Genomic DNA, 16,006 nt, shown 5'->3' with positions numbered 1-16,006 from the left:
CGACCGGAAGGGCCGGCGCGTCGCCAGAGGAAACCAGATGTTTGATGAAGTGAAGAAATCCATCCAGTGGGGCCAGGAAACGCTCACGCTGGAAACGGGCAAGGTTGCCCGTCAGGCCGACGGCTCGGTCATCGCCACCCTGGGCGAGACCAGCGTGATGGCCAACGTCACTTTCGCGAAAGAACCCAAGCCCGGTCAGGACTTCTTCCCCCTGACGGTGCATTATCAGGAAAAATACTACGCCGCCGGCAAGATCCCGGGCGGCTTCTTCAAGCGCGAGGCCCGTCCCTCGGAAAAGGAGACGCTGACCGCGCGCCTGATCGACCGGCCGATCCGCCCGCTTTTCGTCCCCGGCTTCAAGCACGAAGTGCTGGTGATGTGCACGGTGCTGAGCCATGACCTGGTCAACGATCCCGACATCGTGGCGATGATCGCCGCCTCGGCCGCGCTGACCATTTCGGGCGTGCCTTTCATGGGCCCGATCGGCGCCGCCCGCGTCGGTTTCGCCAATGGCGAATATGTGCTGAATCCCGAAGTGCAGGACATGGACCAGCTGCGCTCGAACCCCGAGCAGCGGCTGGACCTGGTCGTCGCCGGCACCCGCGACGCGGTGATGATGGTCGAATCGGAAGCCTATGAGCTGACCGAGGCCGAGATGCTGGGCGCGGTGAAATTCGGCCACGAGGCGATGCAGCCGGTGATCGACCTGATCATCGACCTGGCCGAGGCGGCCGCGAAAGAGCCCTTCGAGTTCCAGGCGCCGGATTACAGCGCGCTCTATGCCCGCGTGAAATCGCTGGGCGAGGCGGATATGCGCGCCGCCTACGCGATCCGCGACAAGGGCGAGCGCCGCGACGCCATCGAGGCCGCCAAGGCGAAGGTCCTTGAGGGCCTGTCCGAGGAAGAGCTGCTGGATCCCAACCTGGGCTCGGCGCTGAAGAAGCTGGAATCGGGCATCCTGCGCGGCGGCATCATCGACGGCCATCCGCGCATCGACGGCCGCGACACCCGCACCGTGCGCCCCATCGACTGCGAGGTGGGCTTCCTGCCCCGCACCCACGGCTCGGCGCTGTTCACCCGCGGCGAGACCCAGGCGCTGGTCGTGACCACGCTGGGCACCGGCGATGACGAGCAGATCATCGACGCGCTGCACGGCAACTCGCGCTCGAACTTCCTGCTGCACTACAACTTCCCGCCCTATTCGGTGGGCGAGGTGGGCCGCGTCGGCAGCCCCGGCCGTCGCGAGATCGGCCACGGCAAGCTGGCCTGGCGGGCGCTGCAGGCGGTGCTGCCGGCCGCGACCGACTTCCCCTATACCATCCGCGTGGTCAGCGAGATCACCGAGTCGAACGGCTCGTCCTCGATGGCCTCGGTCTGCGGCGGCTCGCTGTCGATGATGGATGCGGGCGTGCCGCTGAAGGCGCCGGTCGCCGGCGTTGCCATGGGCCTGATCCTGGAAGAGGACGGCCGCTGGGCGGTGCTGACCGACATCCTGGGCGACGAGGATCACCTCGGCGACATGGACTTCAAGGTCGCCGGCACCGAAAACGGCATCACCTCGCTGCAGATGGACATCAAGGTCGCGGGCATCACCCCGGCGATCATGGAGCAGGCGCTGGCGCAGGCCAAGGACGGGCGGATGCACATCCTGGGCGAGATGGCGAAGGCCCTGACCGAGGGCCGGCGCGAGTTCAGCGCCCATGCCCCGCGCATCGAGACCATGACCATCCCGACCGACAAGATCCGCGAAGTGATCGGCTCGGGCGGCAAGGTGATCCGCGAGATCGTCGAGACCTCGGGCGCGAAAGTCGATATCAGCGACGACGGCACCATCAAGATCGCCTCGGCCAATGCCGATTCGATCAAGAAGGCCTATGACATGATCTATTCGATCGTGGCCGAGCCGGAAGAGGGCAAGATCTATACCGGCAAGGTGGTGAAGCTGGTCGATTTCGGCGCCTTCGTGAACTTCTTCGGCAAGCGCGACGGTCTGGTGCATGTCAGCCAGATCGCCAACAAGCGCCTGAACCACCCCAACGAGGTGCTGAAGGAGGGCCAGGAGGTCAAGGTCAAGCTGCTGGGCTTCGACGACCGCGGCAAGGTGCGCCTTGGCATGAAGATGGTCGACCAGGAAACCGGCGAGGAGATCACCCAGGCCAAGGAAGAACCCGCCGAAGGCTGATTTTCGAGACATCAGAGGAACCCGGCGCCGTCCGGGTTCCTTCTACTGAAATACCGGCCGGACGGGTTTGATCCTGCCGGCGGAGACGGGCGGATGGTCAGGCGCAAGAAATCGAGGTTCGAGCGTTTCTTCTCGCTGAACCAGCACCGCAAGCGCTGGGGCGCGCGGCGGCATATCGTGGCTGATCCCGATCTGGCTGCGATGCGGGGCCGGATCATCGAGGCCGGCGAGCCGGTGCAGACCCATGGATCGGAAAAGTCGCTCGACCTGCATCTGGCGAATCTGAGGCGCGAGTTTTCCGGACAGGCGGAGCTTCTTTTCCATCATGCCTCTCTGATCGTCCTGATCCGCCGCGAGGTGCGGCTGGCCGAAAACATCGCGCAGTTCGAAGGGCTTTGGGCGCAGGAGGCGGAGTTCCTGTGCCGGCACCTGAACCTGCGCTGGCTGATCTCTGCGGCGGACACGCTTGCCGACCATGCCCGCGATCCGCAGGCCCGGTCGATTGCGATGATGGCCTCGCTTCTGGGCAATACCGTCAAGATCGGTGAATCCGATCGCTATATCCATGGCGCAGAGGCGCTGACCCCGCTGCCCGAGCGGATCGAGGCGCTTCAGGCCGGCATGGTTCCGCTTTTCGACGGGCTGTCGGTTTTCAAGGCGGGCACCGATGACATGCTCCGCAACATGTATTGGCGGCTGGAGCCTTACTTCGCCACCGGTCCTGCGGGCATGATCTTCAAGACGATCTACGACCGGATGCAGATCCATGACACGGCCTTCGCCCGGCTGCGTGCGCTTCACCATCGTGACCGCACCAGCTGGTGGGAGAGCCGCGAAACCTGAAGAGAGCAGGCGGGATTGCTTGCCCCATCGGCAAGCCATGAAAGGCCGTCGCCGGCCCGTGCTTGCCAGACCGGCTCGGACCGGAGCAAGCTATCCACAAACAGCGAGACCTGAACATGAACGGCGAGTCCGTCCTGATCCTGACGATGAAATGGGGCACACTCTACAGTGCGGCGGATGTCAACCGGCTGGCCGCGCAGGTGCGTCGCCACCTGAACCGGCCGAATCGCTTCATCTGCTTCACGGATGATCCAGAGGGGCTTGCACCCGGGATCGAGGCCCTGCCGCTGCCCGAGCTGGGCTTGCCGGCGGGAAGTTCCGACACGCGATGGCGCAAGCTGGCCCTGTTTCGCCGCGATCTGGGGGGACTTTCGGGGACCGCCCTGTTCCTGGATCTGGATCTGGTGATCGTCGGCGACCTGGCTCCGTTCTTTGATTATCCGGGCGAGGTGCCGATCATCCGCGATGACGACCTGTTCCGCCCCAAGCCCTTGCGCCGCCTGCGCCCCGCCCGCGACCGCTTCCTGCATATGGTCGGCAATACCTCGGTCTTTCGCTTCACCATCGGCGCGCATCCCGAGGTGCTGGACAGCTACCTGGCCGATCCCGCCGGCGCCTCGGCCCGCTACGAGCACGAACAGCAGATGGTCAGCGATCTGCTGGACCGGCAGGGCAAGCTGACATATTGGCCGCGCGGCTGGTGCGTCAGCTTCAAGAATGACTGCGTGCCGCGGAATTTCGCCAGCTATTGGCGCGACCCCAGCCTGCCCGAAGGCGCAAAGATCGTGCTGTTTGCCGGCGCGCCCAAGATGGGGGACGTCTTTGCCGGCCGGGGGCATAAATTCTATCGCCGAATCGGCAATATCGACTGGCTGCGCCGGGCATGGGAAGACCGCGATCCTTGACGCATTCCGCTGCCGCGCATATCGGCCGCGCCACGGGCGCGGCCGAGGGTTCGGTCGGTCTCCGCTCGGACCGGTTCGAACCCGCCTTACGCCGGGTCCTTGGCGAAGCGCAGATAGGGCAGCTTCTTGTCGAGCTGGCCGTATTTCGCCTCGGCCGCCGCGTCGTCCAGCGCCAGCGCCACGATCACGTCCTGGCCCGGCACCCAGTTGGCGGGCGTGGCCAGCGGCACGCCGTCGGTCTTTTGCACCGCGTCCAGCGCCCGCAGGATCTCGGCGAAGTTGCGGCCCACCGACATCGGATAAGTCATCGTCAGCCGCACCTTCTTGTCCGGCCCGATGATGAAGACGGTGCGCACCGTGGCGGAATGCTGCGGCGTGCGGCCCTCGGTCGGCAGGTAGTAGTCGGCCGGCAGCATGTCATAGGCCTTGGCGACCGTCAGGTCGGTGTCGTCGATGATGGCGAAATTCGCCGGGACGCCGGCGACCTTCTCGATATCGGCCTTCCATTTGCCATGGTCCTCGGCCGAATCGACCGAGACGCCCAGCACCTTGGTGTTGCGCTTCTCGAATTCGGGGATCAGCTGGGCCATGGTGCCGAATTCGGTGGTGCAGACCGGCGTGAAATCGCGCGGATGCGAGAACAGGATGGCATAGCTGTCGCCGATCCAGTCGTGGAAGCTGATCGGGCCCTCTGTCGAATTGGCGGTGAAGTCCGGGGCCGTGTCGTTGATGCGCAGGGACATTGCAGGTCCTTTCCATTGGCTCTTTCGCGTCAAGATAGTCATGTGCGGCGGATTGTCCAACACGATCTTTTCAGTCGTGTTAAAATCGCGCTCGGCTGCGGGTTGCGGCCCGGCCGTCCGGGTGCCAGTCTGCCGGCAATCGCAGATCAGAGGAGGCTGTCATGGGCGGACTTGCCGACAAGCGGAAATTCTACATCAACGGGCAATGGGTCGCGCCGGCCGCGCCGCGCGACCTCGAGGTGATCGACCCCTCGACCGAGGAGCCGGTGGCGGTGATCAGCCTGGGCGATCAGGCCGATACCGATGCGGCGGTGGCGGCGGCCAAGGCGGCTTTCCCCGCCTGGTCCGAGACCGCGCCGGCCGAGCGGCTGGCCCATGTCGAGAAGATCCTGGAAATCTACAAGCGCCGCGCCCCCGACATGGCCGCCGCCATCACCGCCGAGATGGGCGCGCCGCAGGACATGTCGCTGAACGACCAGACCGCGGCCGGCAGCTATCACATCGAGACCTTCATCGAGGCCTTCAAGGGTTTCGAATTCATCCGCCCGCTGCGCCCGGACACCCCGACCAGCATGGTCGCATGGGAGCCGGTGGGCGTCGTCGGGCTGATCACGCCCTGGAACTGGCCGATGAACCAGGTGACGCTGAAGGTGATCCCGGCGCTGCTGGCCGGCAATACCGTGGTGCTGAAGCCCAGCGAGATCGCGCCGCTGTCCTCGGTCGTCTTCACCGAGATCGTGGAGGAGGCCGGGCTGCCGCCGGGCGTCTACAACATGGTGAACGGCGACGGCGCGGGCGTGGGCACGCAGCTTTCGGTGCATCCCGACGTGGACATGATCAGCTTCACCGGCTCGACCCGCGCCGGCATCGCCATCACCAAGGCCGCGGCCGACACGGTCAAGAAGGTGGTGCTGGAACTGGGCGGCAAGGGCGCGAACCTGGTCTTTGCCGATGCCGACGAGAAGGCGGTGACGCGCGGGGCGCGGCATGTGTTTTACAACTCGGGGCAGTCCTGCAACGCGCCGACGCGGATGCTGGTCGAGCGGTCCTTCTACGAGACCGCCGTCGAGCAGGCCAGGAAGGTGGCCGAAGAGACCGCGGTGGCAAGCGCCCACCAGCCGGGGCGGCATATCGGCCCGGTGGTCAGCAAGCAGCAATGGGACAAGATCCAGGGCCTGATCCAGGCGGGCATCGACGAGGGCGCCCGGCTGGTCGCCGGCGGTCCCGGCCTGCCCGAGGGCGTCAATCGCGGCTATTTCGTGCGCCCGACGGTCTTTGCCGACGTCACCAACGACATGACCATCGCCCGGCAGGAGATCTTCGGCCCGGTCCTGTCGATCATCCCCTTCGACAGCGAGGAGGAGGCGGTCGGGATCGCCAACGACACCGTCTATGGCCTGACCAACTACGTCCAGACCCAGGACGGCGCCCGGCGCAACCGGCTGGCGCGCAAGCTGCGCGCCGGCATGGTCGAGATGAACGGGCAGTCGCGGGCCAGGGGCTCGGCCTTCGGCGGCGTGAAGGCCTCGGGTCGCGCGCGCGAGGGCGGCGTCTGGGGGCTCGAGGAGTTCATGGACAGCAAGCAGATCAGCGGCTGGGACCCGGAAGCCTGATCCCTTCGGGCGACCATCGGGGGCCGTCCCTTGGGCCGGCCCTTTTCCTTGCCGGGTGTTGCCGCTAGCATCCCGCCGCGAGAGGCGAGGGGGGGCATGCGATGAAGACGATCCTGATCACCGGCGGCGGCAGCGGCATCGGCCGGCTGACCGCCCGTCGGTTCCTTCAGGCCGGCTGGCGGGTCGGGCTGGTCGGCCGGCGCGAGGCGGCGCTGGCCGAGACCGCGGACGGCCATCCGCAGGCGCTGGTGCTGCCCTGCGACGTGACCGTGCCCGAGGCGGTCGATGCGGCCTTTGCCCGCGCCGCGGCCGAATGGGGCCGGCTGGACGTGCTGTTCAACAATGCCGGCGCCATCCTGATCTCGCGCCTGATCGACGAGATTTCCTGGGAGGAGTGGCAGGGCGTGGCGCGGGTGAACATCGACGGCATGTTCCTGTGCGCCCGCGCCGCCTTCCGGCAGATGCGCCGCCAGCAGCCGATGGGCGGGCGGATCATCAACAACGGCTCGATCGCGGCCGAGGCGCCGCGCCCCGGCTCGGTGCCCTATACGGTGTCGAAGCACGCGGTGACCGGGCTGACGCGCACGCTGGCGCTGGACGGGCGGCCCTATAACATCGCCTGCGGCCAGATCGACGCCGGCAATGCCGCGACCGAGATGATCTCGACCGTGGGGACGGTGGGTGCGCCGCAGGCCGACGGCTCGATCAGAACCGAGCCGCTGATGGATGCCGCAACGGTGGCCGAGGCGGTGCTGCACATGGCCAGCCTGCCCGAGGGCGCCAACGTGCTGCACATGACGGTCATGGCGACCAACATGCCCTTCGTGGGGAGGGGCTGATGAACACGGTCCTGGCGGTCGGTCCCTATTCCGACAGCGATGCGGCGGCGCTGCGCGATGCGTTCGCGGCGGTGCAGGTTGCGGATCTGGCGGCGCTGCGCGACCTGCCGGCCGAGGAACGCGCCGGGATCCGGGCCATGGCCTTTTGCGGGCACGAGGCGCTGGACGGCGCGGCGATGGACCTGCTGCCGGGGCTGGAGGTGATCGCGAATTACGGCGTCGGCTATGACGCCATCGATATCGACGCTGCCACGGCCCGCGGCATCGTGGTGACCAATACCCCCGATGTGCTGAACGACGACGTGGCCGATCTGGCGGTGGCGCTGCTGCTGGCCGAGGCGCGGCGGATCGTGCCGGCGGAAGCCTGGCTGCGCGCCGGGCATTGGGCCGAGGGCGGCGAGTTTCCGCTGGCGCGCAAGCTGACCGGGCGGCGCGTCGGCATCCTGGGCCTGGGCCGCATCGGGCGCGAGATCGCCGCGCGGCTGGCGGCGTTCAAATGCGAGATTCATTATTTCTCGCGCCAGCCGAAACAGGCGCCGGGATGGGTCTGGCACGACAGTCCGCTGGCCCTGGCTGAGGCGGTGCAGGACCTGGTGGTCTCGACCGTGGGCGGAGAGCAGACGCGGGGGCTGGTCGACGCCCAGGTGATCGCCGCGCTGGGGCCGGACGGGGTGATCGTGAACATCTCGCGCGGCTCGGTGATCGACGAGGAGGCGCTGATCGCCGCTCTGGAGCAAGGGCGGCTGCGCGGCGCCGGTCTGGACGTGTTCCGGGGCGAGCCGCGGGTCGATCCGCGGCTGGTGGCGCTGGGCAATGTGGTGCTGCTGCCGCATGTCGGCTCGGCCACCGTCGAGACTCGGGCGGCGATGGGCGCGTTGCAGCGGCAGAACCTGCGCGCGGTGCTGGACGGCCGGCCTGCGGTCACGCCGGTCAACCGGCTTTGAACAAGCGAAAGGACGAGGGATGAAACTTTTGCGCTATGGCCCGGCGGGCCGGGAAAAGCCGGGGCTGCTGGATGGCGAGGGCCGGATCCGCGACCTGTCGGCCCATGTCGCCGACATCGCCGGCGAGGCGCTGGGTCCCGAGGGGCTGGCACGGATCGCGGCGCTGGACCTGGACGGGCTGCCCATCGTCTCGGGCCTGCCTCGGCTGGGGCCCTGCGTGGGCCAGGTGCCGAAATTCGTCGCCATCGGGCTGAACTATGCCGATCACGCCGCCGAGGCCGGGCTGCCGGTGCCGGCCGAGCCGGTGGTGTTCAACAAATGGACCAGCTGCATCAGCGGGCCGGACGACGACGTGCTGATCCCGCCCGGCGCGCAGAAGACCGACTGGGAGGTCGAGCTGGGCGTAGTCATCGGATCGCGCGCCAGCCAGGTTTCCGAGGCGGCGGCGCTGGAGCATGTCGCGGGCTATTGCGTGGTCAACGATGTCAGCGAGCGCGAATGGCAGGCCGAGCGCGGCGGCACCTGGGACAAGGGCAAGGGCTTCGACACCTTCGGGCCGATCGGCCCCTGGCTTGTCACCCGCGACGAGGTGCCCGACCCGCAGGCGCTGGAGCTGTGGCTGGAGGTGGACGGCCAGCGCCGCCAGCAGGGCTCGACCGCGACGATGATCTTCGGCGTGGCCGAGCTGGTCGCCTATTGCTCGCGGCTGATGACGCTGATGCCGGGGGATGTGATCACCACCGGCACGCCGCCCGGCGTCGGCATGGGCGCGCGGCCGCCGGTCTTCCTGAAGGGCGGCGAGGTGATGCGGCTGGGCATCGAGGGGCTGGGCGAGCAGCGCCAGAGGGTGCGGCGCAGCGACTGACGGCGCCGCCGCCGGAGTATTTGGGAAACGGTGAAACCGCCGCCGCGCCATTCCGGTCGCGGCGCGGCTGTCTTGGGTATCCCGAGGTTGCGGGGGACCGGCGCCGGATGATGGGGTCTCGGCCGGGGCGGCGCCTTCAGGCTTCGGTGGCGAGCGTGTCGACGAGCGAATCGGTGCGGGTGAAGTAGTCGGGCGACAGCTGCAGCACGCCCTGCAGGTCCAGCAGCACCCGGCGCAGGTGCTGGCGGATCGCCCTCTCGGCCCGGTCGGCGTCCTGGGCGGCGATGGCCTCGGCCACGGCGTGATGCTGGGCCAGCATCGTGTCCCTGGGCGTCATCGCGGTCAGCAGGTGGCGGGCGCGGTCCAGGTGCATCTTGACCTGCTGCAGGTGGTTCCAGACCATGGCCTTGCCGGCGATCGCGGCCAGGGTGGCGTGGAATTCCTCGTCCAGCTGGGCCAGGGCGACCGGGTCGGTTTCGGCTTCCTGCCGGGCGATCTGGGCAAAGAGCGCGCGATGATCCTGCGGCTGCGCCCGCGCCGCGGCCAGGCGCACGATGTCGGATTCGACCGATTCGCGGATGAAGCGGGTGCAAAGCACCCAGTCCATGTCGATGCGGGTGACGAAGGTGCCGCGCTGCGGCCGGACCTCCAGCAGGCCCTCGCCGGCCAGGCGGATGAAAGCCTCGCGCACCGGCTGGCGCGACAGCGTGTATTGGTCGGCGATCTCCTGTTCAGAGAGGCGGGTGCCGGGCGGCAGTTCGCCGCGGATGATGCGCTGGCGCAGCCGCGCGTGCAGCTGCGCCGCGAAGGGCGTCTGCGCCGGCGGGCCGGCGGCAAGGGGCTGGGTCGATGCGGGGTCCATGAATCCTCCCTGACCCGCATTAGTTCGGGATCTGACCTTGCGTCAACCTTGCGGGTCGCGGTGAAAGCTCATCGCCGTGGTCTGGCGGTAGAGCTGGCCCGGCTCGAGCCGCGCCGAGGGATAATCGGCATGGTTGGGCGCATCCGGCCAGATCTGCGATTCCAGCGCGATGCCGGCATGGCGGCCATAGGGCCGCCCGCCCAGCCCGGCCGCGCCGGGGGCGAGATGGTCGGCGGCATAGACCTGCAGCCCCGGCTCGGTCGAGCGCAGGCCCATCGTCAGCCCGCCCGCCTGCAGCACGGCCACCTTGCGCGGCAAGGTCCGGCGCCCGGGCCCGACGCAAAGGTTGTGGTCGATGCGCGGCCCGTCCAGCCGCCCGCCCAGCATGACCGGGCTGCGGAAATCCAGATGCGTGCCCTGGACCGGGGCGGGGGCGCCCAGCGGGATCAGCTCTTCGTCCACCGGCAGGTAGGTCTCGGCCCGGATGGTCAGCCGGTGATCCGCCACCGTATCCTTGCCGTCGAGGTTGAAATAGCTGTGCTGGGCGAAATTGCAGAAGGTGGCGTCGTCCGAGGTGGCCAGGATGGTCAGCATCAGAAGCGGGCCGGGCAGGATGGACCAGGTCGCCCGGATCAGCATGGCGCCGGGAAAGCCCATATGCCCCGCCGGCAGGTAATCGGCCAGCGCCACCGAGCTTGCCTCGTGATCGGCCAGCATCCAGTTGCGCAGGCCGCAGCCGTCGCTGCCGCCATGCAGCATGTGGCGGCCGTCCTGGTTGCGGTCGAGCTGCAGCTCCTGCCCGTCGATCACGGCGCGGCCTTGCGCGATGCGGTTGGCGCAGCGCCCGACCACGGCACCGAAATAGCGGCCCTCGTCCAGATAGGGATCGAGCCGGGGAAAGCCCAGCACCAGCGGATGTTCGACCCCGGCCAGCCGCAGGTCCTGCAACGAGGCGCCCAGCGTGATGACCGAGGCCGTCAGCCCATGGCCCGAGATCGTCGCCTGCATGACCGGCTGGCCGTCGGGAAGCGTGCCGAATTCCCGGACCGTCATGATCCGACCCGCGGTTCGGGACGGCCCGGGACGCCGGGGTCCAGAATCCAGGTGCGGCCGTCCTCGGGGCCGTGGCGGTTCTCGGCGGCGCTGGTCACGATCAGCTGCGCGAATCCGGGGCCGCCGAAAGCCGGGCAGCTGGGCTGGCTGGCGGGCAGGGTCAGGCGGCGAAGCAGGCGGCCGTCCGGCGCATGGCAGGCGACTGTGCCGCTGCCCCAGCGCGCGTTCCAGAACCGGCCCTGCGCGTCGGTGACGGCGCCGTCCGGGAACTGGTCGGTGCCGGTCAGGTCCAGAAAGACGCGGGGCTCGGCGCAGGGCCAGCCGCCTTCGTCCAGTTCCTGCGACCAGACGGTCTGGGCCGCGGTGTCGGCGAAATAGGCCAGACGGCCGTCGGGAGAAAAGCAGATCGCATTCGGGATGGACATGTTTCCCCGCAACAGGCGCAACTCTCCGCCAAGATAGCGATAAATCGCGCCCTTTCCAGCCCCTCCGTCGCGCGCCATGGTGCCGATCCAGAAGCCGCCGAAGGGATCGGCCCGCCCGTCGTTCGAGCGGTTGCCGGGCCGGTCGGCCTCCAGCGCGACCAGCCGCTCCTGCCGGCCGTTGCGCAGGTCGAAGCGGATCAGCGCCGTCTCGCTGGCGATCAGCAGGCGGTCGCGGTCGATCCAGCCGGCGGCCGAGACCATCTCGTCGAAGCGCCATTCCAGCCCGGCCCCGTTTTGCCGCGACAGCATCCTGCGGCCGAGGATGTCGAACCAGAAAGGCTGGGCGCGTAGCGGGTGCCAGAAGGCGCCTTCGCCCAAGGCGCAGATGCGCGGATCGAAGACCCGTGCGCTCATGCGCAGGCCCGCAGCGCCGCCACGATCGCGCGCGCGCGGGCGGCGACCGTCTCGGGGGCGTCGCCGGGGCGATAAAGCGCGCTGCCGATGCCGAAGCCCTGCGCGCCGGCCTGCAGCCATTCGGCGAAATTTTCCGGGCCGGCGCCGCCGACGGCATAGACGGGCAGGTCTTGCGGCAGCACGGCGCGCAGCGCCTTCAGCATGCCCGGGCCGGCCTGGTCGGCGGGAAACAGCTTCAGCCCGGTGGCGCCGGCGGCGATGGCGGCAAAGCATTCCGTGGCGGTATAGACGCCGGGCCAGGATTCCAGGCCGCGCGCCCGCGTCTCGCGGATCACCGCCGGGTCGGCATTGGGAGAGACGATCATCCGCCCGCCGGCATCCTCGACCTGGGCGACCTGTTCCGCCGTCAGCACCGTTCCCGCGCCGATGGTCGCCTGTCCGGCCAGCGCGGTCGCCATCAGCCGGATGCTGTCCAGCGGCTGGGGCGAGTTCAGCGGCACCTCGATGCGGTCGATGCCGGCCTCGAGCAGCGCGCGGCCGACGGGCAGGGCCTCGGCCGGGGTCAGGCCGCGCAGGATGGCGATGATGGGCTCGGTCATGTGTCCTCCGGCAGATCGCGGCTGGCGGCGGCAAGGCCGGCAAGGACCAGCGCCGCCCCGTCCTTGTGGCATGCCTGCGCGCCCGCGGCCAGCAGCAGGGCCTCGTAACGCCGCGCCAGATCCGGCGCGCCGACGATCACGGTCGGGCCATTCCGCCAGAAGTCGCGCGCGGCGGCGAGCTCGGCGCCGATCAGCAGGCCCGAGAGCCGCCCGGCCGCCCGTTCCGGCGCCAGATCCCGCAGCAGCGCGGCGGCGCGCAGGGCGAAAAGGCCCGATGGCGCGGCATGGGGATCGGCCAGCGCCTCGGCCCCGGCCTCGGCCAGGGCATCCGGGTCGGGCCGCGCCGCGCCGATGGTCAGCCGCAGCACCGACTGCCCGGCGAGCAGCGAGAAGAGCTCTCCGGTCAGGAAGGTGCGGAAGCCTTCCACCCGGTCCCGCGCCAGCCGGACCCATTTGCTATGCGTGCCGGGCAGGCAGAGCGAGCCCTCGAAACCGGGGTTTTCGGCCAGGAAGCCGGCGATCTGGGTTTCCTCGCCGCGCATGACGTCCGGCGGCTCGGCCTGCGACAGGCCGGGCAGGATGCGGACATCCAGCCGCGGGTCGCGGGCCGGGGCGCGGATGGCGCGGCGCGGGTCGAGCGGCGGGCAGGGGGTGGCGCGGTATTCGGCCTCGGCCCAGCCGCCGCGGGCGCCGACCATGCCGCAGGCGACGACGCGCATCCGGCCCGCCGCGGGCAGCCAGTCGCCGATCAGGTCGAGCAGCGCCGGTTCGAACTCGGCCGGGCTCAGCCCGCCCATGCCGCGATCCGAGGCGCGGGCGTCCAGCGGCTGCGCGCCGCGCATGGCCCAGGCGCGCAGCCTTGTCGTGCCCCAGTCGACGGCGATCCAGTCGATGGCGGATCGTTCAGGCGTCACGACTTGCTCTTGTTCGAGACGTCGAAGATCACCGCGGCCATCAGCACCAGCCCCTTGATGACCTGCTGATAGTCGATGCCGATGCCCAGGATCGACATGCCGTTGTTCATCACCCCCATGATGAAGGCGCCGACCACCGCGCCGATCACCGTGCCGACGCCGCCGGCCATCGAGGCGCCGCCGATGAACACCGCCGCGATCACGTCCAGCTCGAACCCGACGCCGGCCTTGGGCGTGGCCGAGTTCAGCCGGGCCGAGACCACGATCCCCGCCAGCGCCGCCAGCATGCCCATGTTCATGAAGGTCAGGAACACCACCCGCTCGGCATTGATGCCCGAGAGCTTGGCGGCCTTGGCATTGCCGCCGATGGCATAGATGCGCCGGCCCAGCGTCGTGCGCTCTGACACGAAGGCGTAAAGCGCCACCAGCACCGCCATGACGATGAAGACGTTGGGCAGGCCGCGGAAATTCGCCAGGACCCAGCTCATCCAGACCAGAGCCATGAAGATCAGCGCGTTCTTGGCGGCGAAGAAGGCGAAAGGCTCGTCGGCGATGCCCACCGCCTCTTCGCGCTTGCGGCCGCGGATCTGCAGCCACAGGATCACCAGCGCCGCGCCCCAGCCCAGGATCAGGGACAGGGTATTGGGCTTGTCCGGCCCGAACAGGTCCGGGATGAAGCCCGAGGCGATCATCTGGAAGCCGCGCGGGAAGGGGCCGATCGACTGGCCCTGCAGGATCCACATGGTCAGGCCGCGGAACACCAGCATCCCGGCCAGGGTGACGATGAAGCTGGGGATCTTCCAATAGGCGATCCAGTAGCCCTGGATGCCGCCGATGATCGCGCCGGCCGCCAGGCTCAGCACCACCACCACCGGGATCGGCAGGCCCATGCGCACCACCATCAGCGCCGCCAGCGCGCCGACGAAGGCCGCGACCGAGCCGACCGACAGGTCGATATGGCCCGAGACGATGACCAGGAGCATGCCGACCGCCATGATGACGATATGGCTGTTCTGCAGGAACAGGTTGGTCAGGTTCACCGGCCGGAACAGGATGCCGCCGGTCACCACCTGGAAGAAGGCCATGATGATGATCAGCGCGAAGAGGATGCCGTATTCGCGGATGTTGCGGCGGATGAAGCCGAAGGTGTCGCCGCGGCGTTCGGTGGTGGTGTCAGACATGGGCGGACTCTGCCTCGATTTCCTCGGGGGTGACGGTTTCGTCGGTCAGGTCGTGGCCCGAGCGGATGATGACCTGCATGATGCGCTCCTGCGTGGCCTCGGCCGTCGGCATCTCGCCGACCAGCCGGCCCTCGTTCATCACCAGGATGCGGTCGGTGATGCCCAGAAGCTCGGGCATTTCCGAGGAGATCACGATGATCGACTTTCCGGCGGCGGCGAGGTCGCGGATGATGGTATAGATCTCGTATTTCGCGCCGACGTCGATGCCGCGCGTCGGCTCGTCCAGGATCAGGATCTCGGGCTCGGCGAACAGCCATTTCGCCAGCACCACCTTCTGCTGGTTGCCGCCCGAGAGGTTGACGGTCTTCTGCTCGACCGAGGGCGAGCGGATGTTGATGCGGCTCCGGTAATCGCGCGCCACCGCCCCCTCGCGCGCGCGGTCCACCACGCCGCGGGTCGAGATGCCGGCCAGGTTCGCCAGCGGGATGTTGCGGCGGATCGTGTCGTCGAGCACCAGGCCCAGCGACTTGCGGTCCTCGGTCACATAGGCCAGCCCGGCCTTGATGGCGCGCGGCACGGTGGAGAGGTCGACCGGCTTGCCGTGGATGCTGACCGAGCCGGACTTCCAGTCGCCCATCGAGCGGCCGAACAGGCTCATCGCCAGTTCGGTGCGGCCGGCGCCCATCAGCCCGGCGATGCCCAGCACCTCGCCGCGCCGCAGCTCGAAACTGGCGCGGTTGACCAGAAGCCGTCCCTCGCGCGCCGGGTCGGCGACGGTCCAGTCCCTGACCTGCATCACCACCTCGCCGACCCTGGGCTCGCGCGGGGGATAGCGGTCGTTCATCGCGCGGCCGACCATGTCGCGGATGATGCGCGATTCCTCGACCATGCCGTCGTGATGGGCCACGGTGGCGCCGTCGCGCAGCACGGTGATGCTGTCGCAGACCTGGCTGATTTCATTGAGCTTGTGCGAGATCAGGATCGCCGTCATGCCCCGGTCACGGAAACCGGCCAGCAGGCGCAGAAGCGCGTCGCTGTCGTTTTCGTTCAGGGACGAGGTCGGCTCGTCCAGGATCAGCAGGTCGACCTTTTTCGACAGCGCCTTGGCGATCTCGATCAGCTGCTGTTTGCCCATGCCAAGCTCGCCGACGCGGGTCTCGGGGCTTTCGCGCAGGCCGACCTGGGCCAGCAGTTCGGCGGTGCGGCGGTTGGTCTCGCGCCGGTCGATGACGCCGCGGGTCGCGATCTCGTTGCCCAGGAAGATGTTTTCGGCGATGGACATCTGCGGCACCAGCGCCAGCTCCTGATGGATGATGACGATGCCGCGATCCTCGCTGTCCTTGATGTCGCGGAAGGCCATGGGCTGGCCGTCATAGAGGATTTCGCCCTGATAGCTGCCATGCGGATAGACCCCCGACAGCACTTTCATCAGCGTGGACTTGCCGGCGCCGTTCTCGCCCACCAGGGCGCGGATCTCGCCGCGCCGCACGGTCATGTTGACATTGTCGAGTGCCTTGACCCCGGGGAATTCCTTGGTGATCCCCCGCATTTCCAGAATGGCGTCCATCCCGGTCCCCCTTCTTAGGAAGCGCGCCGCCGGGCGGACCGGCGGCGCGCGCCAGGA

General features: G+C 68.6%; 15 protein-coding genes. 7 read left to right on the top strand and 8 right to left on the bottom strand.

Translation table 11 applies throughout. The features are described 5' to 3' along the window. Positions 1 to 37 precede the first annotated feature (37 nt). From pnp to LOS78_RS07430, 3 genes are all read left to right on the top strand, one after another. Complete coding sequence (gene pnp / locus LOS78_RS07440; protein WP_230377845.1) at positions 38 to 2,182, top strand: polyribonucleotide nucleotidyltransferase; 2,145 nt, start codon at positions 38 to 40, stop codon at positions 2,180 to 2,182. Positions 2,183 to 2,275: 93 nt separating this feature from the next. Further along, positions 2,276 to 3,025 carry a hypothetical protein gene (locus LOS78_RS07435; protein ID WP_230377844.1) on the top strand — a complete coding sequence of 250 codons (750 nt, stop codon included), beginning with the start codon at positions 2,276 to 2,278 and terminating at the stop codon, positions 3,023 to 3,025. A 116-nt stretch (positions 3,026 to 3,141) separates the two neighbouring features. Beyond that, positions 3,142 to 3,930, top strand: coding sequence for a hypothetical protein (locus LOS78_RS07430; RefSeq protein WP_230377843.1), 789 nt, complete (start codon positions 3,142 to 3,144; stop codon positions 3,928 to 3,930). 86 nt (positions 3,931 to 4,016) lie between these two features. On the opposite strand, the gene LOS78_RS07425 is transcribed toward LOS78_RS07430, so the two are convergent. After that, entirely contained in the window at positions 4,017 to 4,673 is a 657-nt protein-coding gene (locus LOS78_RS07425) for a peroxiredoxin (RefSeq protein WP_028711682.1), read from the bottom strand. A 161-nt stretch (positions 4,674 to 4,834) separates the two neighbouring features. Here LOS78_RS07425 and LOS78_RS07420 point away from each other — a divergent pair, with 161 nt between their 5' ends. The 4 genes from LOS78_RS07420 (at position 4,835) to LOS78_RS07405 (ending at position 8,934) form a co-directional block, all read left to right on the top strand. After that, complete coding sequence (locus tag LOS78_RS07420; RefSeq protein ID WP_230377842.1) at positions 4,835 to 6,286, top strand: aldehyde dehydrogenase family protein; 1,452 nt, start codon at positions 4,835 to 4,837, stop codon at positions 6,284 to 6,286. 101 nt (positions 6,287 to 6,387) lie between these two features. Then, positions 6,388 to 7,125, top strand: coding sequence for an SDR family oxidoreductase (locus LOS78_RS07415; RefSeq protein ID WP_230377841.1), 738 nt, complete (start codon positions 6,388 to 6,390; stop codon positions 7,123 to 7,125). After that, positions 7,125 to 8,069 (top strand): 2-hydroxyacid dehydrogenase, encoded by a 945-nt coding sequence (locus LOS78_RS07410; protein ID WP_230377840.1) that lies wholly within the window; start codon positions 7,125 to 7,127, stop codon positions 8,067 to 8,069. Before LOS78_RS07415 ends, LOS78_RS07410 begins: the two co-directional genes overlap by 1 nt. A gap of 19 nt (positions 8,070 to 8,088) precedes the next feature. Beyond that, complete coding sequence (locus tag LOS78_RS07405) at positions 8,089 to 8,934, top strand: ureidoglycolate lyase (protein WP_028711678.1); 846 nt, start codon at positions 8,089 to 8,091, stop codon at positions 8,932 to 8,934. Positions 8,935 to 9,070: 136 nt separating this feature from the next. On the opposite strand, the gene LOS78_RS07400 is transcribed toward LOS78_RS07405, so the two are convergent. The 7 genes from LOS78_RS07400 to mmsA are packed head-to-tail and all read right to left on the bottom strand — an operon-like array spanning position 9,071 to position 15,949. Further along, positions 9,071 to 9,796, bottom strand: coding sequence for a GntR family transcriptional regulator (locus LOS78_RS07400; RefSeq protein WP_230377839.1), 726 nt, complete (start codon positions 9,794 to 9,796; stop codon positions 9,071 to 9,073). Between the two features lie 42 nt (positions 9,797 to 9,838). Continuing rightward, on the bottom strand, positions 9,839 to 10,849 hold the full coding sequence (locus LOS78_RS07395; protein WP_230377838.1) for an aldose epimerase family protein: 1,011 nt from the start codon (positions 10,847 to 10,849) through the stop codon (positions 9,839 to 9,841). Then, positions 10,846 to 11,688 carry an SMP-30/gluconolactonase/LRE family protein gene (locus LOS78_RS07390; protein WP_230377837.1) on the bottom strand — a complete coding sequence of 281 codons (843 nt, stop codon included), beginning with the start codon at positions 11,686 to 11,688 and terminating at the stop codon, positions 10,846 to 10,848. The genes LOS78_RS07395 and LOS78_RS07390 overlap by 4 nt, the downstream gene beginning before the upstream one ends. Next, entirely contained in the window at positions 11,685 to 12,287 is a 603-nt protein-coding gene (locus LOS78_RS07385; RefSeq protein ID WP_028711674.1) for a 2-dehydro-3-deoxy-6-phosphogalactonate aldolase, read from the bottom strand. Before LOS78_RS07385 ends, LOS78_RS07390 begins: the two co-directional genes overlap by 4 nt. After that, the gene (locus tag LOS78_RS07380; RefSeq protein ID WP_230377836.1) at positions 12,284 to 13,201 is read right to left on the bottom strand and encodes a 2-dehydro-3-deoxygalactonokinase; all 918 of its coding nucleotides are present in this window, start codon (positions 13,199 to 13,201) and stop codon (positions 12,284 to 12,286) included. Before LOS78_RS07380 ends, LOS78_RS07385 begins: the two co-directional genes overlap by 4 nt. Then, a complete protein-coding gene (gene mmsB / locus LOS78_RS07375) occupies positions 13,198 to 14,382 on the bottom strand; it encodes a multiple monosaccharide ABC transporter permease (RefSeq protein WP_230377835.1) in 1,185 nt (394 codons plus the stop codon). Before mmsB ends, LOS78_RS07380 begins: the two co-directional genes overlap by 4 nt. After that, positions 14,375 to 15,949 carry a multiple monosaccharide ABC transporter ATP-binding protein gene (gene mmsA, locus LOS78_RS07370; RefSeq protein ID WP_230377834.1) on the bottom strand — a complete coding sequence of 525 codons (1,575 nt, stop codon included), beginning with the start codon at positions 15,947 to 15,949 and terminating at the stop codon, positions 14,375 to 14,377. The genes mmsB and mmsA overlap by 8 nt, the downstream gene beginning before the upstream one ends. Positions 15,950 to 16,006 lie beyond the last annotated feature (57 nt).

It is taken from the genome of Paracoccus sp. MA, assembly GCF_020990385.1.
Classification (GTDB): domain Bacteria; phylum Pseudomonadota; class Alphaproteobacteria; order Rhodobacterales; family Rhodobacteraceae; genus Paracoccus.
This window is presented reverse-complemented; position numbering and strand designations above follow the sequence as displayed.

Excerpts from the sequence above, each read along its gene's own strand:
- pnp (WP_230377845.1), top strand. The coding sequence starts at position 38 with ATGTTTGATGAAGTGAAGAAATCCATCCAGTGGGGCCAGGAAACGCTC.
- LOS78_RS07435 (WP_230377844.1), top strand. The coding sequence starts at position 2,276 with ATGGTCAGGCGCAAGAAATCGAGGTTCGAGCGTTTCTTCTCGCTGAAC.
- LOS78_RS07430 (WP_230377843.1), top strand. The coding sequence starts at position 3,142 with ATGAACGGCGAGTCCGTCCTGATCCTGACGATGAAATGGGGCACACTC.
- LOS78_RS07425 (WP_028711682.1), bottom strand. The coding sequence starts at position 4,673 with ATGTCCCTGCGCATCAACGACACGGCCCCGGACTTCACCGCCAATTCG.
- LOS78_RS07420 (WP_230377842.1), top strand. The coding sequence starts at position 4,835 with ATGGGCGGACTTGCCGACAAGCGGAAATTCTACATCAACGGGCAATGG.
- LOS78_RS07415 (WP_230377841.1), top strand. The coding sequence starts at position 6,388 with ATGAAGACGATCCTGATCACCGGCGGCGGCAGCGGCATCGGCCGGCTG.
- LOS78_RS07410 (WP_230377840.1), top strand. The coding sequence starts at position 7,125 with ATGAACACGGTCCTGGCGGTCGGTCCCTATTCCGACAGCGATGCGGCG.
- LOS78_RS07405 (WP_028711678.1), top strand. The coding sequence starts at position 8,089 with ATGAAACTTTTGCGCTATGGCCCGGCGGGCCGGGAAAAGCCGGGGCTG.
- LOS78_RS07400 (WP_230377839.1), bottom strand. The coding sequence starts at position 9,796 with ATGGACCCCGCATCGACCCAGCCCCTTGCCGCCGGCCCGCCGGCGCAG.
- LOS78_RS07395 (WP_230377838.1), bottom strand. The coding sequence starts at position 10,849 with ATGACGGTCCGGGAATTCGGCACGCTTCCCGACGGCCAGCCGGTCATG.
- LOS78_RS07390 (WP_230377837.1), bottom strand. The coding sequence starts at position 11,688 with ATGAGCGCACGGGTCTTCGATCCGCGCATCTGCGCCTTGGGCGAAGGC.
- LOS78_RS07385 (WP_028711674.1), bottom strand. The coding sequence starts at position 12,287 with ATGACCGAGCCCATCATCGCCATCCTGCGCGGCCTGACCCCGGCCGAG.
- mmsB (WP_230377835.1), bottom strand. The coding sequence starts at position 14,382 with ATGTCTGACACCACCACCGAACGCCGCGGCGACACCTTCGGCTTCATC.
- mmsA (WP_230377834.1), bottom strand. The coding sequence starts at position 15,949 with ATGGACGCCATTCTGGAAATGCGGGGGATCACCAAGGAATTCCCCGGG.